Genomic DNA, 22,680 nt, shown 5'->3' with positions numbered 1-22,680 from the left:
GCCATGAAAACCAAAAAAGCGTCCATCCTGACCAAGCTGGTGGTCCTGGCCCTGCTTATCGGCGTGGCAAGCGCCCTGTTGAACCTGCGGGGGCAGATTCAGCAGGCTCAGTCCGACCTGACGCAGGCCCAGGCAGAGGTAGCCGCCCAGAAGCAGGTCAACGCCGACTTGGCAGACGCCGTGGAAAACAGCGGCGACCCCCAGCGGCAGGCTGATATCGCCCGCAGCAAGCTGGGGCTGGTGGAGCCGGGCGAGTATGTCTTCTATTTCACCAATTAGTGCGTTTACCCCGCGCAGATTGATAAGGAGGATATGTCTGTCAGATGGAGTTCGGTGTTGGTTCGGTTGTAGAGGGGAAGGTCACAGGCATCACAAAGTTCGGCGCTTTCGTCGCCCTGCCGGAGGGCAGGTCGGGTTTGGTGCATATCTCTGAGATCGCCTACTCCTACGTAAATGATGTAAAGGATCATCTTAAGGAAGGGGAGCAGGTCAAAGTCAAGGTCATCGGCATCGACGAAAACGGCCGCATCAACCTCTCCATCAAAAAGGCAATGGATCCCCCGCCCCGTCCGGCGGGTCAGGGCCGCCCCATGGGCCGCCCGGCGGGCCAGAGCGGCGGCGGCTTCCGCGGCAAGAGCGCTCCGGCGGAGCCGGCCACCTTTGAGGACCGGCTCAAGCAGTTCATGGCCTCTTCAGACAGCAAGCTGTCCGAGCTGCGCCAGGCGGAGCGGCGCAATTCCCGCAGGGGCGGGCGCAAGTAAACGCCCTTTCCCGGCGGCACAGACCGAAAACGAGAAACGGGACCAACCTTCGGGTTGGTCCCGTTTTTGAGGGCAAGCGGAGCCGGCCGGGAAAGGGTCAATACCCGTTGACCAGCGCGTCCAGCACCTGGGCGGCTACGGAGCCCGCCGTATCCGCGCCGGAGCCGCCGTTTTCCACCAGCACCACAAAGGCGTAGGGCGTATCCGTCCCCCGCAGGAATCCGGCGAACCAGGCGTGGGGGCTGCCGCCACCCACTTCCGCCGTACCGCTCTTGGCGCACACGTCCATATTGGGGAAGCGGCCGGCCCCATAGGTCTCGGTCACGTTGCGGTGCATCATCTCGGCCAGGGTGGCCGCTGTGGCTGGGGCGACCAGGGTGCCGGTGCTCTTTCTGCGGTAGAAGCCGGAGGGCAGTCCCAGGGCGTTTTCCGTCTTGAGGACGAGCTGGGGCGCCGCCGCGCTTCCCCCGTTTGCGATGGCTCCCATGTAGACCATCAGCGCGCAGGGGTTGACCAGGTCGTCCCCCTGCCCCACGCCGGCCCAGCCCAGCGCCCCCTGCGAAAGGCCGCTGAAGGCAAAGCTCCCGGCGGCGGTATTCAGGCCGCTGACGGAATAGCGCGCCGTCAGGCCCGCCTGCCGGGTGTAAGCCTCCAGCACCGCGTCCCCCAGCTCGGCGGCCAGAAGGGCGAACACTCCGTTGCAGGAGCTGGAGAGCGCTGCGTAGATATCCAGCTCCCCGTGCGCGTGAGGACAGGTGACGGCCTCACCCGCCACGTCGGTGGAGCCGGTACAGGTCCAGGTGCGCGTGAAGAGATCGGGAATGTTCTCAATGGCCGCGGCCAGAGTAATGGTCTTATACACCGAGCCGGGCACAAACGTACCGGACAGGAAGCGGTTGAGATAGACTCCGTCGTAGGCGGGATCGTCCTCCACATGCTCCGGGGGATCCAGGGGATCGAAGGAGGGGGCGGAGACCATGCACAGGACTTCCCCCGTCTGATAGTTGTACACGCCCACGGCCCCCTTGCGCCCGCCCAGCGCCTGATAGGCGATGTAGTTGAGCCGGGCGTCCAGGGTCAGGTACAGGTCGTTGCCCCGGCCCAGGGGGGAGTAGGCTCCGGTGAGCAGGTTGTAGCCCGAAAGCCGGTCGGCAAAGGCGGTCAGGGCGCCGGTGCCGATGTTGCCGCCCCGGTCCCCCACTGCATGGAGGGTGGCTTTCCGTACCGTGGCGTTTTCGTAGTAGGCGCGCCGCCCGGCGCCGTCCACCCAGGAGAGCACGTCGCCGTCCCGGTCCAGCACCCGGCCCACGGCCAGCTCCCCGCTGGAGTTGAACAGATGCCGGTTGGCGGCGTAGGAGGCCCAGCGCCCGCCGTTCAGCGCCCAGCGCCCCACATACAGCGCCAGCCCCGCGATCAGGGCGGCGGCCAGGAGCAGGCACAACAGGGCCCGGCGTTCAATCTTCTTCATCATCCGCCTCCTGTTCCCAGCCCTCCGTGTCCCGGGGGGCCAGCGCCGCACCCCGGCGGTCCTCCCGCCGGGAAGGCAGGCGGATGGCAAAGCTGGCGTTCTGGCGGGTGTCGGTGGCTTTCAGAAAGGCCAGCAGGCCCCAGGAAGCCAGCATGGACGATCCGCCGTTGGACACGAAGGGAAACGTGACCCCGGTGAGGGGCAGCAGGTCCACCGCACCGAACACGTTCAGGCAGGTTTGAAAGACCATCATGGAGGTGGCGGCGCAGGCGGCGATGGTGTAAAAGCTGCTCCGACCCGCCCGGCAGGCGCGCACGGCGAAGACCGCCAGTGTGAACACGGAGAGCACCGCCAGCGCCGCGATGATCAGGCCCCACTCCTCACAGAGCATACCGAAGACCAGATCGGTATCCGCGGCGGCCACCCGGTGGAGCCAGCCCTCCCCGGGCCCCACCCCCACCAGACCGCCGGAGGCGGCGGCCGACATGGCGCGGGTCTGCTGGTAGCCCCCGGCGGAGGCGTTCTCCCAGGCGTGGCCCCAGGTGGCAAAGCGCCGGAGGATATAGGGCTTGAGGGAGAGCATGGTGAGCACGGCGAACACGCCGCCGCCCGTGATCAGGGACAGGGTGGCGAAATCACCGGAGCGGAGATAGGCGATGACCAGGAAGGTTACGAAAAAGATGGCGGCGGTGCCGAAATCGCTCATCAGGGCCAGACAGCCCAGGCACACGCCGGTCAGGACGATGAACAGGCCCAGGTTCCGCTTGCGGAAGAGCCGCTCCAGCGTGGCCGAGCCGGCAAAGATGTAGCAGATCTTGGCCAGCTCCGAGGGCTGGAGGGAGAGCGCGCCCAGCCGGATCCAGTTGGCCGCGCCGTACTGAGGGGCGGATCCCAGCACCAGGGTGACGGATACCAGGCCGATCGCGGCGGCGGCCATGAGCCAGCGGATGTGCTTGGCCCGCTCCAGATCCCGCAGAAAAACGCCCAGTATCAGGAAGAGGACCAGGCCCAGCAGCAGGGCGAGAAATTGCTTGAACAGCGCCGACGGCGCGGAGGAGGCGGTGATGGCCAGGGACAGGGTGGACAGGAAGAACGCGATGGTCTCCATCTCGAACCCCACCCGCCGCAGCAGGCGCATGGTGAGAAAGTAGAGCCACATCACCAGCGAGAGGCAGAGAAAGGCGCCGGGAAGGTTGAGCGTGGCCTGCGCCCCGGCGGAGAGGATCAGCTGCAGCGCGCACAGCACCTGAAACACCGTCAGCAGCACCAGCCCCAGCCAGGGAGAGGCGGGCTTGGCAGCACGGCGGCGGTGGCGGCGCTGGGCCTTTTCCTCCGGAGACACGGGCAGCAGCACGGTCTCCACCCCGCCCAGGCCCAGAACGTCTCCGTAGGCCACCGGGGCGCTGCCCTCCACCGCCGCGCCGTTGACGGTGACGCCGCCGGTGGAGCCCAGGTCGTGGACCGTCCAGGTGTCGTCCTCGCGGCGGATCAGGGCGGCGTGCTGGCGGGAGACCACCGGATAATTCAGCACCACGTCGCAGGCGCCGCCCCGGCCCAGGATGTTTTCCCAGTGGGTCAGGGGCTCCCCCGACCCGTTGGGCAGGGTCAGGTAGGCCCACACCTCCGGCAGATGGGGCACCGTCAGCAGGGAACGGATGGAGCGGATAAGGATCAGCAGAGCCAGTACCGGGAACACAAAGCGTACGATGGACGTAAACCAGCCGCACAGCTGCGGGTTGGCCGCCAGCCAACCGGTCAGCGCGTCCATCCACTGCTGGGGCAGGGCAAACAGCGCTTCCATCCGGACCCCCTCCTTTCCCTGAGCGGTGCAAAGCGGCCGTTTACCGCATAAAACGCCGCGGGCTTCCCAAAACCGGTTTGCTTCTCTGAAAGTTGTTTGATTATAACACAGATACGGTGGATAAAAAAGCGGAAGCCGTCCGGCTTCCGCTTTTTTTACGAAATCTTCATTTTTTCGCCAGGAAGTCCCGCACCGTATCCACCAAAAGGGGCAGGGACGGATTGGCGCTGCCCCGCCGCCAGCTCAGGCTGTGGCTGGACAGCGGCACGCCCACCAGGGGGACAAAGGTCACCCGGCCGCGGGTCAGATACTCGAAGTCGTTGGTCAGGGTACTGATCCCCAGGCCGCAGGCCACCAGCATCAGCAGGGTGGGCACATGGCCCACCTCCGCCACGATCTCCGGCACGAAGCCGGCTTCCGCCGTGATCCGCCAGAGAAAGTCGTGTCCGGGCTGGGAGGCGGAGCGGGCCATGGCGATAAACTTTTCCCCCTTCAGATCCTCCATCCGCAGGCTGCGCTCCAGGGCCAGGGGCGAGTGGGGCGGGACCACCACGCACTGGTGGTCCCGGCGCAGCACCAGGCTCTCCACCTCCGGCGGCATCGCCTCGGAGCCGAAGTTGAAAATGGCGTCCAGCTCCCCGTCCAAAAAGCGCCGGATCAGCTGGGAGTGGCTGTATTCCCGCAGGAGCAGGCGTACCTCGGGATAGCGCCGCTCCATGGCCTGATAGATGTCCACCGCCTCGGGATGAAACGCATCCCGCAGGATGCCCAGGGTGAGCGTGCCCGCGTACCCCTTCTGGGCCAGCTGGGCGGCGCTGACGCTGCGGCGGTAGCCGTCCAGAATGGCGGGGCACTCCCGCAGGAACGCCTCCCCCGCCGGGGTGAGGGACACCCCCCGGGAATTGCGGTGAAAGAGCTGGACCTCCAGCTCCTTTTCCAGGGCCGCGATCAGCCGGCTCAGGGCAGGCTGCGCCATGAACAGGTCGTTCGCCGCCTGCGTAAAATTGAGCCGCTGTGCCAGGACCAGAAAGCTCTCGATCTGTTCCAAGTTCATCCGTACACACCTCGTCTCCTGCGTTGTTTGCTTCAGTATAGCAGATTTTTCGGGGGGTGTCATGGCTTTCTATGTAAAATCGGAATGGCAGCTATGCTTTTTTCGTTATAGAATCGGCGCATTGCTGAAATCCCGGGGCCCCATTTTGCCCTTTTACACAAAAAAGCCGTCCGGGTGGCGCAAAACGAGGGGGAAGAGGGGGCCCGCACAGCCGGTCAAGCGTTTTCCGTATGGGAGCCATACGGAATCGGTATTTTACGTCTGCCGCCGCCTGCGATAAAATACAGGCGTTTACGGGCGGTGTGGGAAGAAGCCGCCCGGAGGTCTACGAATAAAAGGAGGAATCTGGTTTGAACGCACAAAATAAAACCACCAAGGTCACTGCCAACTTTGGCGCCAAGGGCTGGCTGCTGATGCTCTTTTCCTTCGCGTGCATCTTCATCGACAGCTCTCTGATCAACGATTCCCTGAACGTTACCCGCGAGGTGTTCGCCGGCACCACCGGCATGAACTACGGGGTGTTGTCCATGTTCTCCACCGTGGGCGGCTGGATCGCCGTGGCGGGCGGCGTGCTCTGGGGCTATATCGGCGCCAAGAAGTCCGCCCGTTTTGCCTGGACCTGCTCGCTGGCCATCACCGCCATCGCCTGCTTCGCCTGGGGCTACGCCGCCAACTACGTGGTGTACTTCGTCTGCGTGTCCGTGGCCATGGTGGGCGGCATGGGCTTTGCCTACATTGCCAACGGAAACGTCATCGGCAACTGGTTCCCCAAGAAAAAGGGCCTGGTCATGGGCTGGATCACCATCGGCTTCCCCCTGTCCGCCGCTACCACCACGGCCCTGGCCTCCATCCTGGTCGGCATGGGCGGCACCCGCGCCGTCTATACCTTCTACGGCGTCGCCTGCACGGTGCTGGCCGTGCTGTGCGCCGTCTTTGTGCGGGACTATCCCGAGCAGGCCGGCGCCTTCCCCGACAACGACCGCTCCTTCGACAAGGCGCAGGCGGAGCAGGAGCTCAAGGCCGGCCTGGAGTACATGAAGACCTCTCCCTGGACCCCTGGGAAAATGCTCTCCTACAAGCGCACCTGGATGGCCGGCTTCTCCCTGGGCGTCATGGAGCTGCTGTCCCTGGGCATCATGACCAACTTCTTCGCCCGCCTGTCCAGCATTGGCTACCAGCCCGGTGAGATCATCGGCATGCTGGCCATCGCCGGGATCGCCGCCTGCTTCGGCAGCCCCCTGTGCGGCGTGCTGGATGCCAAGGTGGGTCCCAAGAGGGCCATCATCATCACCTTCGGCATCGGTGTGGTCTCCCTGATCCTCAACCTGACCGGCATCCGCGCCTGCATCTACCTGTCGCTCCCCTTCCTGGCCCTGATGCTGGGCGGCGCGTCCAACTATCTGGTGTCCTTCACCAGCACCGTCTGGGGCCGCTATGACTTCCCGCTGGCCTACAAGGTGCTCAAGCCCATCGTGGCCGCCATCGGCGCCATCGGCGTTTCCCTGGTCGCCATCATCGGCGAGGCTTCCTCCTACGCCACCGCTTACGCGGTGCTGGCCGTTCTGGCCGTCGTGGCCGCCGTCGTCATGGCCGTCACCAAGGACGACTTCGTGGGCCGCAACTAAACGGGCTGTTTCCGCCGAAACCCTCTGAGGGGCGCTGCCATTCGGGCAGCGCCCCTTTCGTTTGCTTGACAGGGGGAATGCGGCGGTTATAATGAGAGGAGAAGCAGATACGGAACGGAGATGCATGGATATGAAAATGATCGACGCCAGAGGAAAAAACTGTCCCATCCCGGTAGTCCTGGCCCAGAAGGCCATCGCTGCCGGCGAGACGGCCTTTACCGTCCGGGTGGACAACGCCGCCGCCGTGGAAAACCTGAAGCGTCTGGCGGAAAGCAGGGGCTATCAGGCACATCCCGTAGGGGACGGGGAAGGGTTTGCCGTGACGTTTGCCGCCTCCGGCACGCCGACGGCGCAGGCGGCAAGCCCTTCCCAACACGCCGCCGCCGGGGATTGGACGGTCTTCGCAGGCCGGGACTGCATCGGCGACGGGGACCGGGAACTGGGGAGCAGCCTGATGCGCATGTTCTTTTATACCCTCACCCAGGGAGACGAGCTGCCCGGAACGATCCTTTTTATGAATGCGGGGGTAAAGCTGCCCACCCTGGACGCCCAGGTGGCGGAGCACCTGAACGCTCTGCAGGAGCGGGGGGTAAAGGTGCTGGTATGCGGCACGTGCCTGAACTTCTACGGCCTGGCCGATCAGTTGAAGGCGGGCACGGTGAGCAATATGTATGATATCGTGTCCTGCATGGCCCGCTCCGCCAAGGTGGTCACCCTCTGATGGACTACGTTATGGCCGCATTTTCCTCCACCTATGCCGCCCTGCTGGCCCAGCGTGCGGGAGCGGAGGTCGCCGCGGTCCAGGTCATGCCCGTGCTGCGGGAGGTGTCCCAGGGCTGCGGCATCGCCCTGCGCCTCCCGCCTGAGGCACTGGAGCGGGTGCGCGGCGCGCTGGCCGCCTGCGGGCTGAAGCCGGAGGAGTACGCCTTTTACGCGGTTTCGGGGCAGGGGGATGCGCGGTCGGTTCGGCTCCTGCCCGGCGGTTAGTCCCGTCGTGCCGGGGAGACTGGGAGCGCGGCCGCGGGCTTCAGGATGCGGACTGGCCTGCGCCTGCCCGGAACAGCACCAGAGCGGCGGCGCAGCAGGCTGCGCCCAGCAGCAGCGCCCGTTCCACGCCCTGGTCGGCCAGCGCCCCGAAGGCGGGGTAGAGACACATGCTCCCCACGTCCATGAGCATGGCGTTGCAGGAGAGCTGGGCGGCCCGCCCCGTCGGGTGGGCGCGCTCGTTCTGGATCGACAGGGACAGGGGCGTCAGCAGGGACTGTACGGCCCGCAGGGCCGTGACCCCCAGCACGGCGGCGGCGGGGGCGGGAGACAGGACCGGCAGCAGGCAGGCCGCCGTTCCCGCGGTCAGGAGGGCCGCCGCCGCCCTCCGCTGCCCCAGACGGCGGGACATCCGATGGGAGAGGCCCCCCAGCAGGCCCGCCGCCGTCATGGCGGCGTGGAGGGCGCCGAACCACTGCTGGGGGATGCCCGCGCGTGTATAGAGGAGCGGGCTGAGAAAGACGGTGACGCTCTGGCCGGTCTCTTCCGCCAGGCAGAAGGCCAGCAGCACCGGGGCGAGGGCCAGGGTGCGCCGGGCCGCCTGGGCAAAGGACAGGGGCTCCGCCGTCCGGGTCTGGGCGGCCCGCTCCCCCTCCGGCTCGGCCAGGCCCAGGGTGAGCAGGGCGGCGGCCGTGTAGGAGCCGACCGTGAGCAGGGCGGCCAGGCGGTAAGTTCCGCCCCAAAGGGGCCAGGACAGAGAGGCCGCCAGCACCCCCAGCGTCTGCACTGCCTGGCTCAGGGCGTAGGCCCTGCGGTGCCCGTCGTCCCGGCAGCAGGCGAACAGGAAGGCGCTGTCGCATCCGGACAGGCCGGACAGGCTGACTGCCAGCAGCGCCCGCTCCGCCAGAAAGGCCGCGAAGGTCTCCGCGCGCCAGAAGACTACCTTGGATGCGGCGAAGACGAACGCGCACAGTACGATGGTGCGCCGGTGCCCCAGCCGGTCGGCCAGCCACCCCCAGGGCAGTTCCAGAAGGAGCATCAACGCCAGGGAGAAGCTTTCGATCCCTCCGATCTGTACCAGATCCAGACCGCTCTCCTGCCGGTAAAGGGTGGCCACAGGACTGTAAAAGACCATGCCCTGCAAAAAAAGAACAGCAAAAAGGAGCGCAATATTGCGCTGATTCCGAATCATAATCGTTCCTCCTGAATTGAAACAAGCTTCGCGTCCGCTCCATGGGCGGGGCGGAGCGTCGGATTCAGAAGAACCTCAGTTCGGACAGCGCATATCGTGCTCCTTTTGTGTAAGATGAGGACATTATACCACGCCGGAGGCGGATTTGCAACGCTCCCCCGTCAGCAGGCGGCCGGTCAGGGGGGGCAGGGGAACCGTATCCGTAAAGCGCTCCCCGCTCATCCGGTCCCGGAAGGCGCCGTCCAGGGGCAGCTGCTCCGGAGCGTCCCCGGCGTTGACGGCAGCGATCACCGTCTCCCCTTCCCAGGTCCGGGAGAAGGCCAGCACCCGCCCCTCGGCCCGCAGCCAGCGCAGGTCCCCCCGGCGCAGGGGGAGAAGGGACTTTCGGGCCTGCCCCAGCGCGGCGTACCAGGCGGTCAGGGCCTTGTCCTCCGCGCCCCAGGGGAAGGTGCGGCGGTTGAAGGGGTCTTCGAAGCCCTCCATCCCGGCCTCGTCCCCGTAATAGATCGTGGGGGCGCCGGGAAACGCGAACAGCACCAGGGCCCCCAGACGCAGCCGGGCCAGGGCCAGGGCGCGCTGGCCGGCGTCCATGCGGAAGTCGGCCCGCCAGGCCTTGGTGTTCTCCCGGCAGTCGGAGCCCACGCCCAGCAGGGTGAGGATGCGGGGGGTGTCGTGGGTGCCCAGAAAGTTCATCGCGGAGGCAAAGGCGAAGGGGGGATAGTTCTCCCGCAGGGTCTCCATGGCATCCCGGAAGCAGGCCGCGTCCGCGCCCAGCAGGAAGGAGATCAGGCCGTTGCGGAAGGGGTAGTTCATCAGCCCGTCGCAGTGTCCGCCCAAGATATGTCTGCGGCGGACCCCATAGGCGATCTTGGTGGAGCCGTCCTCCCACACCTCCCCAATGACCACGGCGTTGGGGTCGGCCGCCCGGACGGCCTGATGGAGCTCGCGGATGAAGTCGTCGGGCAGCTCGTCGGCCACGTCCAGCCGCCAGCCGTCCGCCCCGGCCTGCAGCCAGCGGCGCACAATGCTGTGTTCCCCCCGGATGATATAGTCCCGGTAGGAGTCCTCCCCTTCGTTGACGGCGGGCAGGGTATAGATGCCCCACCAGGAGTCGAACCGGTCGGGCCAGTGCTGGAAGTGGAACCAGGGGTAATAGGGACTCTGCCGGGACTGGGCCGCCCCCGGCTGGGGGTAGAAGCCGTCGCCGTTGAAATAGCGGCTGACAAAGCCGGTGTGGTTGAACACACCGTCCAGAATGACCCGCATCCCCCTGGCGTGGGCAGCCCGGCACAGAGCGGAAAAATCCGCGTCACAGCCCAGCATGGGGTCTACGTGCTCATAATCGGCGGTGCCGTAGCGGTGGTTTTCCGCCGCCTCGAAAATGGGGTTGAAATACAGGGTCTCCACGCCCAGGGACTGGAGGTAGGGCAGCTGCTCCAGCACGCCCTTCAGGTCTCCGCCGAAGAAGTCCCGGTTGCGCACCTCGCCCCGGGCGTCGGGGCGGTATTCCGGCTCCTCCTGCCAGGCGGCATGGACGCTCCGGCCGCCCACCATGCCGCCGGGGTCGGGGATGCGGCTGCGGCGGAAGCGGTCGGGAAAGATCTGATAACAGGTCCCCTCTCCAAACCAGGCGGGCACCTGCTCGCAGCCGTCATACACCGTCAGCTGGTATTCCCCCAGCGTCCGGGTCCGGCCGTCCAGCCCCTCCAGGCGGAAGGAGTAGAAGATCAGACCCACATAATCCCCCGTGGGCAGGGAGCCCGCGAACACGTCCCGTTCGCCGTCCCGGCCGCTCCAGGGCAGAAAGATGCGCACCAGCTCATTGGCCCGGCTTTCAAACCGGGCGGTGAGCACCGCCCGGGAAAAAGCCTGAGCGCGCTCCGGCCGGAGCGCGAAATGCACCACGGTTCCGGCGCTGACCGCCCCGTAGGGAGATTTATACCGCTCGTCCCGGGGATCGAAGAGAAGGGTATCCGTCATCCAATCATTCCTTGTCAGCGCAGGAGCGTGTTCTCCGGGTCCACGGACTCCAGAGTGTCCTCGGCGCTGAAGTAGTAATCCAAGATCTCGGCGGCGGCCTGGGCCAGATTGCTGCCGGACGCGCCGCCCTCCACCACGATGGTCATGGCGATCTGAGGGTCGTCATAGGGGGCGAAGCAGACAAACACGGCGTCTGCCTCTACATTGGAGGCCACCTGGGCGGAGCCGGTCTTGGCGCCCACCTCCACCGGAAGGCCCGCAAAATAGCGGCTCACGCTGCTCTTGGCGTCGTTTGCCACCTTCCACATCCCCAGCTTCACCGCTTCCACGTTGTCCGCGTCCAGCTCCAGGGTGTCCAGCAGCTGGGGCTCATACTCCAGCACGGTCTGGCTGTAATCGCTGGACTTGACGGCGCGCAGCAGATGGGTGGCGTAGTGGTTGCCGCCGTTGACCAGGGTGGCGATATAGTTGGTCAGCTGGAGCGGGGTGCAGGCGGTGTTGTCCTGGCCGATGGCAACGTTGAGCAGGTTGCCGCCGTACCAGGTCATATTCAGAGCCTCGCTGGTCGCGGGGCCGGCCACCCGGCCCTTGCTTTCGGACAGCTCAAAGCCCGTCTTCTCCCCCAGCCCGAACATCTTGGCGTACAGGTCGATGCGTTCGATGCCCAGCCGGTGGCCGATGGTGTAGAAATAGATGTTGCAGGAGTCCCGCAGAGCGTCGGCCAGGTTCTCCTGTCCGTGGGTGCCGCCATACTGGCGGTAGATCCAGCATTGAGGGTGAAAGTCGCCGTAGGGGTATTTCTCCTCCTCCGGCAGGGTAAAGCGGCCGGTGTCCCGGATCGTTTCGGAGGGGGTGGTCACCCCTTCCTCCAAAGCGGCAATGCCCACCAGAGGCTTGAAGGTGGAGCCGGGGGAGTACAGGCCCATGGAGGCCCGGTTGTAAAAAGGCTCCAGCGGGTCGCTGCTGACCTGGGCGTAAAGGGCCTGGTCGGAATATACGGTAGCCAGGTCGTAGGTGGGGTAGGAGGCCATGGTGAGCACGCCGCCGTCGGACACGTCCTGAATGACGACGGCGCCGCCGCCGGTATCTGCGGATTCCAGGCTGCTGATGGTATCCGCCAGGACCTGCTCCGCCTTGGCCTGGAGCTTCACATCCAGGGTGAGCAGCACGTTGTCGCCCGGCTCCGGCTCATGGGTCTCCCCGGTCAGCGGATCAGTGTACCAGCTTTCGCTGACCACCTTGCCGCTGGTGGAGAGCTCCTGCTCCCGCACGCCGGCCTCCCCGCGCAGGTAGGGCTCGAAGGCGCTCTCCGCCCCGTCGATCCCTACCGTGTCGTTCATGTTGTAGCCCAGTTCTTTATAGTAGGCCCAGGTGTCGGCGTAGATGGGGCCCACCCGGCCCAGCAGGTGGGCGGCGTGGGAGGTGGCATATTCCCGGACGGTGGCGGCCTCGATCTGCACGCCGGTCAGGCCGTGCTCTTTAACGGTGGAGATGAAGTCGATATCCACGTCCTGGGCAAAAATGTAATCGCTGTAATCAATGTTTTTTTGCCGGAGGTTGATTTCGTAGAGCACGCCGATGAGGGCGCGGGCTTCCCCGTCGGAGAGGCTCTCGTCCACTTCAAAGTAGCCCCGCAGGGCCTGCATCAGCGCCGCCGCCGAGGGGTCGGTCTCCCCTGCGGGAAGAAAGCCGCGGCTTTGCAGCGGCAGGGCGTCCACCAGCTTGCCCAAGCTGGTGCGCACCACCGTCTCCGCTGCGCTGCTGTCGGCGGCGCGATAGGACAGCGCGGTGTCGCTGGTGTAGGAAAAGGGGCCGCTTTCGGAGATGGGGAGCGTATCGCTCCACTCCACCTTCTGTTCCCGGCAGATCTCCAGCAGGGCGAGCAGGTTGGCGTTGCGCTGCGCCTCCTCGCCCATCCGGGAGAGATCCAGCGTCACCTGGTAGACGGCACGGTTGGTCACCAGGACCCGGCCGTAGCGGTCCCGCATCTCCCCCCGGGCGGCCTCCACCGTCTCCCGGTTGGCGATCTTGCGGGTGGACAGGCCCCGGTAGTAGTCCAGATTGGTCACCTGCAGGTTCCACAGCACCGCCGCGAAGGCCGCCACCAGCAACGCCAGAAGCGCCGCGGTGAACAGCGCCCGTCTTTGAAATTGTTTTCCTTCCAAGTGCGCTCACCTCCAGGCAGCAAAGTCCCCCCGCTACAGCACGGTGCGTTTGGGGACCCGGTGGAATACCCACAGGTACAGGGCGTAGACCGGGAAAACGAACACCATGGACCAAAGCGCTTCCGGTACGGCCACCCGCAGCAGCGCGCCCAGCGAGGCGCTTCCCCGCAGCAGATGGACCGCTACCCGGACGGCGTCGATGCACAGCAGCGCCCCCAAGGAGCACAGCAGGCAGCCTACCAGATTCTGCCGCAGGGCGTACTGGGCCAGGGCGCCCGCCGCCATGCCCAGTAGGCAGAGCCCCAGGGTCATGGCGCCGTTGGTGCCGTGATAGGCCGCGTCGCACAGGATCCCCACGAACAGCCCGTAGCCGGCGCCTCCGGTGGCGCCCTCCAGCACGGCAGCGGCCACGGCGGCCAGGGGCATCAGCATGGGCGTCACCCCCAGCACCGGCAGGCGGTTGAGCACGTAGACCTCCAGAAACCAAATAGGCAGGATGGCCAGGGCATACACGCCCCATTTTATCATAAAATCGCTGCGGGTCATAAACGCCCTCCTTCCCGCTGCCTTCCCGATTAGCTTGTCGAAAAACCCTCCCGCAGGAAAGCCTCGCAGAGTTCCGTCGCCATCTCCGCGCTAAGACCCGCCCCGATGGGGCGGTTGCGCTCCGAAACGCGCCTGCGGGCGCAGGCAGGCGGCGGAATAAAATCAAAATCCGTCATTTCCGGGGACATGCGCCTCGGAAATGACACTTCACACGCAAGGCGGGCCGACTTTTCCGCAAGAAATCGAGGTCCGCCTTGCGTGTGATCCTCCTCGAAAAAGGTGCGAAGCACCTTTTTCGACCGCTTGCGACGTCACTCCACGATGGTAAATTCTTTGATCACGAAGACCTGCTTGAGCCCGTCCAGATCGGTCTCCGGTACGATGACGGCATAGCGCGTCATGCCGCTGGCCTCGGTATGGACCTCCTCCACATGGCCCACCGCCAGCCCGGCGGGGTATACGCCCCCCCGCCCGGAGGTGGTCACCAGATCCCCGGCGATGAGCTCCGCATTCTCCGGCAGGTAGCTCAGCTTGAGCTTGCCCTCCCCCATCAGGGCAAAGTCGCCCTCCAGGATGGCCGCCCCGCCGGTGCGGGCCAGCTGTCCGCCCAGCTCCAGGCCGGAATCCGCCACGGTGGCCACACGGGCCCAGTTCTCCCCCACCTCAAGGACGATGCCGACCAGGTTCCAATATTCGTCCACGACACAGTCGTCGGCTTCCAGGCCCGAGGAGCTGCCCTTGCTGATGGTGAGCGTGGACTCCCAGTTGGAGGTGGAACGGGCGGTGACGGTGGCCGATTCCAGATCGAACTCCCGCTGGCTGGGCCGCAGGTCCAGCAGGCTGCGCAGCCGCTCGTTTTCCTGGAGGGCGGCTTCCGCGGCCCGGGCCTGTTCCTCCAGCTCGGCCACGCGGAGCTTGAGCTCTGCGTTTTCACTTTTGAGCTGTTCCCGCTCAAAGGCGTCGGCGTATTGTTCCTCCGTCCAGCCGGCCAGGGCGCTGATGCCGTTGCGTACCGGGGTGGTGACGATCCCCACCAGATTGGACAGCGGGTCCGCCGTCCCTCCCAGCAGCATGGAGACCACCGCCGTCACCAGCGCCAGCAGGACGGCGGCAATGAGGATGAGGACCCCATTGTGCCGGAAAAAGTCTTTCACGTGTCGCCCTCCCTCTCAACGGTCACAGCTCGCTCCAAAGCCGGGCGCAGTCCACGCCCAGCCGGGCCAGGATGCGCCCCAGACGGCACACCGGCAGGCCCATCACGTTGTAATAATCCCCCTCGATCCCCTCCACAAACAGGGCGCCCCGCCCCTGGATTCCATAGGCGCCCGCCTTGTCCATGGGCTCGCCGGTCGCAATGTAGGCGCAGATCTCCGCGCTGGACAGGCTCCGAAAGGTCACGGCCGTGACCTCGTGCTCGGTCAGACGCTGCGCGCCGCATACCACGGTCAGGCCGGTGTAGACCTGGTGGCGCCGGCCGGAGAGGGCGGAAAGCATGGCAAATGCGTCCGGCCCGTCGGCGGGCTTGCCCAGGACCCGGCCGTCCAGGGCCACCACAGTGTCGGCGGCGATGATCAGGTCCCCGGCCGCCGCCGCGTGCTGCACGGCTGCGGCCTTTCGGGCGGAAAGCGCTTCCACCAGCGCCGGGGGCGTCAGGCCGGGGGACGCCGTCTCATCCGCGTCGGAGCAGACGATGCGGAAGTCCCGCAGGCCCATCTGCTCCAGCAGCTGGCGCCGGCGGGGGGACCGGGAGGCCAAAACGATGCCCATGCGCCTCACTTCCCCGTGGAGCCGAAGCCGCCCGCGCCCCGCTGGGTGGCGGGCAGCTCGTCAAGCTCCAGCACGCAGGCCCGGGCTACGGGCACCACCATGAGCTGGGCCACCCGGTCGCCGGGCTGGACCGTATAGGGCGTGTCAGACAGGTTGGTCAGCCCCACCCGGAGCTCTCCCCGATAATCGCTGTCGATGACCCCCACTCCGTTGGACAGGGCGATCCCGTGCTTGATGCCCAGGCCCGAGCGGGCGAAGACCAGCGCCACCCAGCCCGCGTCGGGCAGCGCGATGGCAAGCCCCGTGGGGATGTTCACCAGGGCGCGGGGGGCGATGGTCACCGGCGCGTCCAGCAGGGCGGCCAGGTCCATGGCGGCGGAACCGGGGGTCTGGCAGGCGGGCAGCGGCGCACGGGGGTCCAGCCGCTGGACAAAAAGCTTCATCTGCATATTGGCGTTCTCCTTATTCTACGTCCCGGTAATAGAGGCCTCTGGTATATTCGGCGGGGGCCCAGCGGTCGTTTTCCAAATACCGCCGGGTCACCTGCACGCACTCTTTGGGGTTTTCCGTGGTAAACAGCAGCCGCTGGGCCCACAGGCCGATGCGGCGGTAGTCGGCGGCCTTGTCCGCCAGGAAAAGCTTTTGGGAATTCAAAAGCTCATTGCGGCAGCCGGGGGCCTGGATCACCGGGAAACGGGCCCCCCTCCGGTCGGTAAGCACATTGGGGTTTTCACAGCCGCAGTGCCCGGCGCGGGTTTGAATGATGCAGTTTTCCAGGATCATCAGGGGCAGCCGCCCGTAGGTTATCATCTCTATGTCCATGCACTTGGAGATATCCCGGATCTGGGCCAGCTTCAGCTCAAAGGAGACGGCGGCGGACCGGAGCCCCAGCCGTTTGAGCTGCTTGAGCGCCTGGGAGTTGTACACCTCCAGGCCAAAATCCCCCCGGAGGGTGAAGCCCAGTTCTTTGACGCAGGAGAGCATGCCCAGGTTCCCCGCCAGGGCGTCCTCCACGCCCAGCGCGCGGGCCCTGCGCAGCTGTTCCAGCAGCTGCGGCCACTCCCGGTCCCAGGCCACCCGGGGCAGGGTGACGCCGATGCGGGTGTTTGGAGTCCCGGCGGCCTTGTCCGGATGGGCGCACAGCTCGTCCAACGGGAGGTAGACCAGCGCGGGCGAGAGGGAGAGCAGCTCCGCGGTGAGCTGTTCGGCGTACCGCAGGGAGAGCGTGAGCACGGGGGGGTCCTTCCGGTTTTCATACCGGGCCCCGGCATGATAGGTCCCGCCCCGCCGGCGTGGCGGCTGGCAGCGCTGCCCGCTCAAGGCGTCCAGAGCCTCCCGGCGCAGGGCGTTCAGGGATGCCAGGGGGAGGGACAGGCCCGGTTCGACCAGGGCGCGGACCTTCTCGCAGCGGTAGGGGGTGCCCCCGGTGCGGGAGAGCTGCTTCTCCACCGTCGGGGCGTCCAGGGCGCGGGTATGGGCGGCCTCAGGCACGCTGCCTTCGGCGGTGGCCACCCGGCCCTGGGGGTCCTCCACCCCGACCCGGGCGGGCTCGCCGGGACGGATCAGAGCGTAGAAGGTCACGGGGACCCGGGCGGCCTCTCCGCTCTGGTAGGTATTACGGGCCCGGGCAAACAGCTCGCGGGGCTCCTTGCCCGCTTCCTCCCGCACGCCAAACATCTCCGGGCCCTGCCGGTCCAGATAGTATCCCTGGGTAAAGCCCTGCCGGGAGAATGCGGCCTCCAGCTGGGCCAGCTCCTCTGCCGTGGGCTCCCGGTTCTCCCGGATGGCGGCGGCGTAGATGCCGGTGACAATGGCCACGTACTCCGGGCGCTTCATGCGCCCCTCCAGCTTGACGCAGGCCACCCCCATCTTGCGCAGTTCCTGGAGGTGCCCCGCCAAGGACAGGTCCTTCAGGGAGAGCGGATAGGCGTCGGCCCGCTCCGCCCAGCCGTACTTCAGACGGCAGGGCTGGGCGCAAAGGCCCCGATTGCCGCTGCGTCCCCCGATGACGGAGGACAGAAAGCACTGCCCCGAGTAGCACATGCACAGGGCCCCGTGGGCGAAGACCTCGATTTCGATGGGGGAGCGCTCACAGATGTAGGCGATCTGGTCCCGGGACAGCTCCCGGGCGAGCACCGCCCGCTGAAGCCCCAGATCAGCGGCCTGCTTGACGCCGTCCAGATTGTGCAGCGTCATCTGGGTGGAGGCGTGGAGGGGCAGATCGGGGGATACCTGCCGCAGCATCCGCAGCACGCCCAGATCCTGTACCAGCACCGCGTCCGCCCCGATGGCCGAGGCGTCTGCGGCGTATTTGGCGGCTTCGGGCAGCTCCCGGTCGGTGAGCAGGGTGTTCAACGTCAGATAGACCTTGGCGCCCCGCAGATGGCAATAAGAAACCGCCGCCGCAAATTCCTCCCGGGAGAAATTCTTTGCATTGCGGCGGGCGTTAAAATCCCCATATCCCAGATAGACGGCGTCCGCGCCGTTCTGCACGGCCGCGGCCACCGCCTCCATGGAACCGGCAGGAGAAAGCAGCTCTAACATAAGGACCTCCGGGGTGATCGAATTTCCGGATTTGGTAAGGCGGCGGCCGCCCCGCCGCGGAAGCGGCGGAGCCGGACGGGATTCACTCCCGTCCGGTGATAAGCTCGAATCAAAGGGGCCCCCGCGCGGCCGGTCGCGCGGGGAACAGCGCCTCCATGGAACCGGCAGGAGAAAGCAGCTCTAACATAAGGACCTCCGGGGCGATCAAATTTCCGGACCTGGTAAGGCGGCGGCCTATTTGGCCTTTTGGTTCTGAAGCTTAAAAATCTCGCGTTTGGCCTCGGAGAGCTCCAGCTTCATCTTGGTGGCCTCCTCCAGGTACTCCTTGAGCTGACGGCGCAGGTTCTCGGCGGTCTCCACTTCCTTGAAATACTCGTCGGCGATGTTTACCGCAGCCAGAACGGCGCCGTCCACCATGGAGACCTTCGCGCCGTCCAGCACCTCCTGCACCTTGGCGTCCACATGGCTGGCGACCCTCTGGACGTAACGCACATCCTCGGCGGCGACGAGGGTATACTCCTGCCCGGCAATGGTTACGGTGACGCGGTTCTTCATGGAAAGCCCTCCTGACCATACGAATCTAGTTTCATTATACTGCATACGGCGCAAAGCCGCAAGCCTGGAACATACAGGCGTCTTCCGGTGCAAGTGCTTTGGGCAAGGCGGCCGGAACGCGCCGCATCATTTGCGCGCCGGTGGAAGGGCGCATGGAAACCGGTCCTGAAGTACGAAACTGCGGACGGATGCAGCCGCCGTTCAAACAAATGCGGCAAAACCGCGGGAATCAACCGAAAAGCGGCTGCGCCCGTTCGTATTATTATAGCATAGCTGCCGTAAATTAAAAATAAAATCTTCATGAACTTTGCGGGTTTTGGTGGAAACGCTCGAAAATGTCAAAGGGCCCGGGCACGAGTTTTGCTCGCGCCCCGGCCCCGCCGGAAAGACCTTATTCGATTGCGATGCGGTTGGGCTGCTGCGCGGTCTTGACGTCCCGCTTGGGGATGTGCAGCGTCAGAACGCCGGACTCGTACTTGGCGCGGATTTCCTCCGGCTTCACATCGCCCACATAAAAACTGCGGGTGCAGACTCCGGCGTACCGTTCCTGACGGATGTATTTGCCGTCCTTGTCCGTTTTGTCCTTATCCAGGCCCTTGGCGGCGCGGATGGTCAGATAGCCGTTCTCCAGGCCCACGTTCACCTCGTCCTTCTGAAAGCCGGGCAGATCTACGGCCAGCTCGTATTCCTCCGGTCGCTCTTTCACGTCGGTCTTCATCAGGTGCTTGGCATGCTTGCCGTACAGCGCATCGCGCCCGCCCCAGAAGGCCCGGTCGAAACCGGAATCAAAGAAGTCGTCAAACAGGTTCTCACCAAAAATGCTGGGCAACATAAGTCATTCCTCCATTCGTCGTCTTACCTTATGCCCTGCGGAGGGGCCGCTCCGGTCCCTCTTTCTTGGTACGCCCTTATCATAGACCGGCGGATTAGCACTGTCAATATGAGAGTGCTAACGTTTACAAAAAAACAATATATTATGCAAAGAAAAGTCACAAATTCCGGGGAACTGCTCCGCTGGGGCCTGGAAGCGGGCTTGGCGCGCGGGCGCATCCGGCACGATGCGCCTATCTTCTGCATAAGATAGCGGTACAGAATGGAGGTTATTCCGCGTGGAGAACAACTGTATCCGCATCGGCATGAAGGCGCCCGATTTTTCCGCAGCCACCACCTTCGGGCCCATCAAGCTGTCCGACTATCAGGGCAAATGGGTCGTTCTTTTTTCTCACCCCGGCGACTTTACGCCGGTCTGCACCACCGAGTTTCTTGCCTTTTCCAAGGCGCAGCCCCAATTTGAAGCCCGCGGCGCCCAGCTGCTGGGACTGAGCATCGACAGTAACCCGTCCCATCTGGCGTGGGTCTACGCCATCTACGTGGCGACCGGCGTACAGGTACCATTTCCAATCATTGCGGACCGCACCGGCGAGATCGCGCGGCTCTACGGGATGATGGCGCCCGATGTGAGCCGTCAGGAGACCGTGCGCAATGTGTTTTTCATCGACCCGGAGCAGACCATCCGGGCCATTTTGGTCTACCCGCTGACCAACGGCCGCAGCATACCGGAGATCCTGCGGCTGCTCACCGCGCTTCAGACCACGGACCGGGAGCATGTGGTCACCCCCGCCAACTGGCAGCCGGGACAGCCGGCCCTGGTGCCGCCGCCCCGGACCTATGACGAACTGCTCTCCCGGCAGAACAACCCGCAGGCCCAGCATCTGGAGTGTGAGGACTGGTTCCTGTGCAGCCGGCAGATCCCGGGCGAGGCAAAGCAGTAGCGGAGGGCGGCAGAACGGAATGCCCGCAGATGTTTTTTGTGTACAACAACGGAAGGTTGTGATATGATAGAAACACAATACCTGCGGAGGGAGGGACGCCCGTGGCACAGGAGCTGCTGCTGCCTGGAGAGATCGTATCGATGACCGGTCCGGCGGCGGACCGGCTGCTGCGCGCCGGGAACGGAGACGCGGCGCTGCTCTACCTGTGGCTGCTGCGTCACGGGCGTTCCGCCGCACCAGACGCGGCCCGGAGGGCCCTGCGCTGGGACGGGGTGCGGCTGGACGCCGCCCTGGAGGCGCTGGCGCAGCTGGGCCTGGCGGAACAAAGCGCCCAGCCGGCTCCTCCTCCGGCGCCGCCGGAGCCGGAGGGGCCGCCGGAATACTCCGCCGCCGACATTACGCGGGAACTGGAGGACGGACGCTCCGGCTTTCCGGGCCTGGTCGCCGAGGTCCAGCGGCGGCTGGGGAAGATCCTCTCCACGGCCGGGCTCAAGAGCCTGTTTACCCTGTACGACTACCTGGGCCTGCCCCCGGAGGTCATCTGCCTGCTGGTGAGCTGGTGCGTGGAGGAATTCCAGCGCAAGTACGGGCCCGGGCGGGTGCCCAGCATGTCGCAGGTCCAGAAGGAAGGCTTCCTTTGGAAGCGGCAGGGGGCGGATACGCTGGAGGCCGCCGAGCAGCACCTGAAGCGCCTGGCGACCCTGCGTACCCGGGAAGGGGAGATCCTGCGCCTGCTGGATCAGAAGCCCCGTCCCCTGGTGGAGAAGGAACGGAAAAAGATCGCAGCCTGGACGGATATGGGCTTTGGGGACGAGGCCCTCCGCCTTGCTTACGAAAAGACGGTATACAAAAAGCAGGGCATGGACTGGGATTACATGAACGGGATCTTGTGCCTCTGGCACAAAAAGAACCTGCATACCCTGGCGGAGATCGAGGCGGGAGACCGGCCGCGGCCGGTCCGGGCGGGGGCGGCGGAACCCGGGCGCTCCGCCGCCCCAGGCGAGGCGGACGCGCGGGTACGGGAGGACCTGGAGCGGATGCGGGCCTTTATGAAAAAACAGCGTGAGGAGGGGGGATAAGCCATGGCCTACGAGGCGAGCGTTCTGCGCCGGGCCGCCCGGCGTCTGGAGGAAGCCCGGGAGGACCGGGCGCGGGAGCTGGAGCGCCGGCGGGCGGAGATCTACCGGCGCCTGCCCCGGGTGGCGGAGATCGACAGGCAGCTGCGGGGGACCATTTTGCAGATCATTTCAGCCTCCCTGCGGGAGGGCCGGGACCCGGCCCCCGCCATCGGCGTGATCCGGGACCGGAACCTGGACCTGCAGGCCGAACGCACCGCCCTGCTGACCGGTGCGGGCTATCCGGCCGACGCCCTGGACGAGCGTCCCGCCTGCCCCAAATGTAAGGATACGGGGTGGATCGGCGTGGAGATGTGCACCTGTTTGAAAACGCTCTGCGCCCAGGAGCAGATCCGGGAGCTGTCCAAGCTGCTGGAACTGGGAGAGCAGTCCTTTGACGCGTTTTCCCTGGACTACTATAATGCCCAGGCCTGGCCGGGGGAGGCCGTCTCCCCCCGGGAGAACATGGAGTTTATCTATGAGGTGTGCCTGAATTACGCCCAGAAGTTTGGAAAATTCTACTTCAAAAACCTCTTCCTGACCGGCGCCCCGGGGCTCGGGAAGACCTTTTTGTCCGCCTGTATCGCCCGCACCGTGTCGGAAAACGGCTTTTCCGTGGTCTATGATACGGCGGTGAATATTTTTGCCCGCTTTGAGGAGCAGAAATTTGCTCGGGACAAGCTGGACGCGGAGGAGGCCCGGGACGAGACCCGGCGGTATCTGGGCTGCGATCTGCTGATCCTGGACGACCTGGGCAGCGAGCTGACTACCCCCTTTGTCCAGTCCGCCCTGTATACCCTGGTCAACGCCCGCCTGATGGCGGACAAGCGGACGGTGATCTCCTCCAACCTGTCCATGGACGAGGTACGCCGCCGCTACACCGGCCAGATCGCCTCCCGGCTGGAGGGGGAATACCGGGTGCTCCCCTTCTACGGCGAGGATATCCGGCTTTTGCGCAAGCAGCGGCTGTAACGCCGTAAAAGGCCCCGGGGAACGCAGGTCCGTTCCCCGGGGCCGCTCTGTTTGCCGATCCGGTCGCATGGGGAGCGGCGGAGCGGGGGATGGGTGGCCCCCCTTGGCCGCTTGCGGTGCGCCCGGTCGGGACTTGTTCTCCTCCCGCATCTGACGGAACAATTTGAGATCGATCAGATGGCTGCGGTATTGCTTCGTCCTGCGGGCGGCATCCGACTCGCCTATCCCTGCCATTAACCCCGGCTCAATGGGCGGCATCTCGCAATTAGAGGATACGTACGGCTTCTCCGGATCGCCCCGGAGATACAGGGCCGGCGCTTCCCGGTACCGGTCACGCAGGTAGTTGGAGCAGGGTCTGCTCTCCGGCGTATCCGCTGCC

At 65.5% G+C, this 22,680-nt stretch carries 21 protein-coding genes; 8 read left to right on the top strand and 13 right to left on the bottom strand.

The window, feature by feature from the left end:
* Window positions 1-3: 3 nt before the first annotated feature.
* Window positions 4-279 carry a septum formation initiator family protein gene (locus tag NE547_RS00170; RefSeq protein ID WP_186908164.1) on the top strand — a complete coding sequence of 92 codons (276 nt, stop codon included), beginning with the start codon at window positions 4-6 and terminating at the stop codon, window positions 277-279.
* A gap of 44 nt (window positions 280-323) precedes the next feature.
* Entirely contained in the window at window positions 324-761 is a 438-nt protein-coding gene (locus tag NE547_RS00165) for a S1 RNA-binding domain-containing protein (protein WP_256174441.1), read from the top strand.
* 97 nt (window positions 762-858) lie between these two features.
* Here the strand turns inward: NE547_RS00165 and NE547_RS00160 are convergent, their stop codons facing one another.
* From NE547_RS00160 to NE547_RS00150, 3 genes are all read right to left on the bottom strand, one after another.
* Window positions 859-2,229 (bottom strand): penicillin-binding transpeptidase domain-containing protein, encoded by a 1,371-nt coding sequence (locus NE547_RS00160; protein WP_256174440.1) that lies wholly within the window; start codon window positions 2,227-2,229, stop codon window positions 859-861.
* A complete protein-coding gene (locus NE547_RS00155) occupies window positions 2,216-4,030 on the bottom strand; it encodes an FtsW/RodA/SpoVE family cell cycle protein (protein ID WP_370866804.1) in 1,815 nt (604 codons plus the stop codon). The genes NE547_RS00160 and NE547_RS00155 overlap by 14 nt, the downstream gene beginning before the upstream one ends.
* A gap of 166 nt (window positions 4,031-4,196) precedes the next feature.
* Window positions 4,197-5,084, bottom strand: a complete 888-nt coding sequence (locus NE547_RS00150) for a LysR family transcriptional regulator (RefSeq protein ID WP_186908161.1) — start codon at window positions 5,082-5,084, stop codon at window positions 4,197-4,199.
* Window positions 5,085-5,434: 350 nt separating this feature from the next.
* On the opposite strand from NE547_RS00150, the gene NE547_RS00145 reads away from it, so the two are divergent.
* From NE547_RS00145 to NE547_RS00135, 3 genes are all read left to right on the top strand, one after another.
* Window positions 5,435-6,709 (top strand): MFS transporter, encoded by a 1,275-nt coding sequence (locus NE547_RS00145; protein ID WP_256174439.1) that lies wholly within the window; start codon window positions 5,435-5,437, stop codon window positions 6,707-6,709.
* A 130-nt stretch (window positions 6,710-6,839) separates the two neighbouring features.
* A complete protein-coding gene (yedF, locus tag NE547_RS00140; RefSeq protein ID WP_186908193.1) occupies window positions 6,840-7,430 on the top strand; it encodes a sulfurtransferase-like selenium metabolism protein YedF in 591 nt (196 codons plus the stop codon).
* Window positions 7,430-7,696, top strand: coding sequence for a DUF3343 domain-containing protein (locus tag NE547_RS00135; protein WP_186908159.1), 267 nt, complete (start codon window positions 7,430-7,432; stop codon window positions 7,694-7,696). Before yedF ends, NE547_RS00135 begins: the two co-directional genes overlap by 1 nt.
* 40 nt (window positions 7,697-7,736) lie before the next feature.
* Here the strand turns inward: NE547_RS00135 and NE547_RS00130 are convergent, their stop codons facing one another.
* The 10 genes from NE547_RS00130 to NE547_RS00085 all read right to left on the bottom strand — a co-directional run bounded on the left by NE547_RS00130 (window position 7,737) and on the right by NE547_RS00085 (window position 19,274).
* Window positions 7,737-8,885 carry an MFS transporter gene (locus NE547_RS00130; RefSeq protein ID WP_256174438.1) on the bottom strand — a complete coding sequence of 383 codons (1,149 nt, stop codon included), beginning with the start codon at window positions 8,883-8,885 and terminating at the stop codon, window positions 7,737-7,739.
* A 123-nt stretch (window positions 8,886-9,008) separates the two neighbouring features.
* Entirely contained in the window at window positions 9,009-10,865 is a 1,857-nt protein-coding gene (locus tag NE547_RS00125; protein ID WP_186908157.1) for a glycoside hydrolase family 13 protein, read from the bottom strand.
* Window positions 10,866-10,879: 14 nt separating this feature from the next.
* Window positions 10,880-13,030, bottom strand: coding sequence for a penicillin-binding transpeptidase domain-containing protein (locus NE547_RS00120; protein WP_186908156.1), 2,151 nt, complete (start codon window positions 13,028-13,030; stop codon window positions 10,880-10,882).
* 33 nt (window positions 13,031-13,063) lie between these two features.
* Window positions 13,064-13,576 (bottom strand): rod shape-determining protein MreD, encoded by a 513-nt coding sequence (gene mreD, locus NE547_RS00115; protein WP_186908155.1) that lies wholly within the window; start codon window positions 13,574-13,576, stop codon window positions 13,064-13,066.
* A gap of 311 nt (window positions 13,577-13,887) precedes the next feature.
* Complete coding sequence (gene mreC / locus NE547_RS00110) at window positions 13,888-14,730, bottom strand: rod shape-determining protein MreC (RefSeq protein WP_256174437.1); 843 nt, start codon at window positions 14,728-14,730, stop codon at window positions 13,888-13,890.
* A gap of 22 nt (window positions 14,731-14,752) precedes the next feature.
* The gene (locus tag NE547_RS00105; RefSeq protein ID WP_186908153.1) at window positions 14,753-15,343 is read right to left on the bottom strand and encodes a nucleoside triphosphate pyrophosphatase; all 591 of its coding nucleotides are present in this window, start codon (window positions 15,341-15,343) and stop codon (window positions 14,753-14,755) included.
* Window positions 15,344-15,348: 5 nt separating this feature from the next.
* Window positions 15,349-15,786: a dUTP diphosphatase gene (gene dut, locus NE547_RS00100; RefSeq protein ID WP_256174511.1), complete on the bottom strand. Its 438-nt coding sequence runs from the start codon at window positions 15,784-15,786 to the stop codon at window positions 15,349-15,351.
* A 19-nt stretch (window positions 15,787-15,805) separates the two neighbouring features.
* On the bottom strand, window positions 15,806-17,887 hold the full coding sequence (locus NE547_RS00095) for a U32 family peptidase (protein ID WP_256174436.1): 2,082 nt from the start codon (window positions 17,885-17,887) through the stop codon (window positions 15,806-15,808).
* A 234-nt stretch (window positions 17,888-18,121) separates the two neighbouring features.
* Window positions 18,122-18,442 carry a cell division protein ZapA gene (locus NE547_RS00090; RefSeq protein ID WP_186908150.1) on the bottom strand — a complete coding sequence of 107 codons (321 nt, stop codon included), beginning with the start codon at window positions 18,440-18,442 and terminating at the stop codon, window positions 18,122-18,124.
* Window positions 18,443-18,833: 391 nt separating this feature from the next.
* Entirely contained in the window at window positions 18,834-19,274 is a 441-nt protein-coding gene (locus tag NE547_RS00085; RefSeq protein ID WP_186908149.1) for an Hsp20/alpha crystallin family protein, read from the bottom strand.
* Window positions 19,275-19,551: 277 nt separating this feature from the next.
* Between NE547_RS00085 and NE547_RS00080 the strand changes: the two genes are divergently transcribed.
* From NE547_RS00080 to NE547_RS00070, 3 genes are all read left to right on the top strand, one after another.
* A complete protein-coding gene (locus tag NE547_RS00080; protein WP_186908148.1) occupies window positions 19,552-20,214 on the top strand; it encodes a peroxiredoxin in 663 nt (220 codons plus the stop codon).
* Window positions 20,215-20,315: 101 nt separating this feature from the next.
* Window positions 20,316-21,293 (top strand): DnaD domain protein, encoded by a 978-nt coding sequence (locus NE547_RS00075; RefSeq protein WP_256174435.1) that lies wholly within the window; start codon window positions 20,316-20,318, stop codon window positions 21,291-21,293.
* A gap of 3 nt (window positions 21,294-21,296) precedes the next feature.
* A complete protein-coding gene (locus NE547_RS00070) occupies window positions 21,297-22,301 on the top strand; it encodes an ATP-binding protein (protein WP_186908147.1) in 1,005 nt (334 codons plus the stop codon).
* Window positions 22,302-22,680 lie beyond the last annotated feature (379 nt).

The organism is Flavonifractor sp. DFI.6.63, assembly GCF_024462255.1.
GTDB classification, from domain to species: Bacteria; Bacillota; Clostridia; order Oscillospirales; family Oscillospiraceae; genus Lawsonibacter_A; species Lawsonibacter_A hominis.
This window is presented reverse-complemented; position numbering and strand designations above follow the sequence as displayed.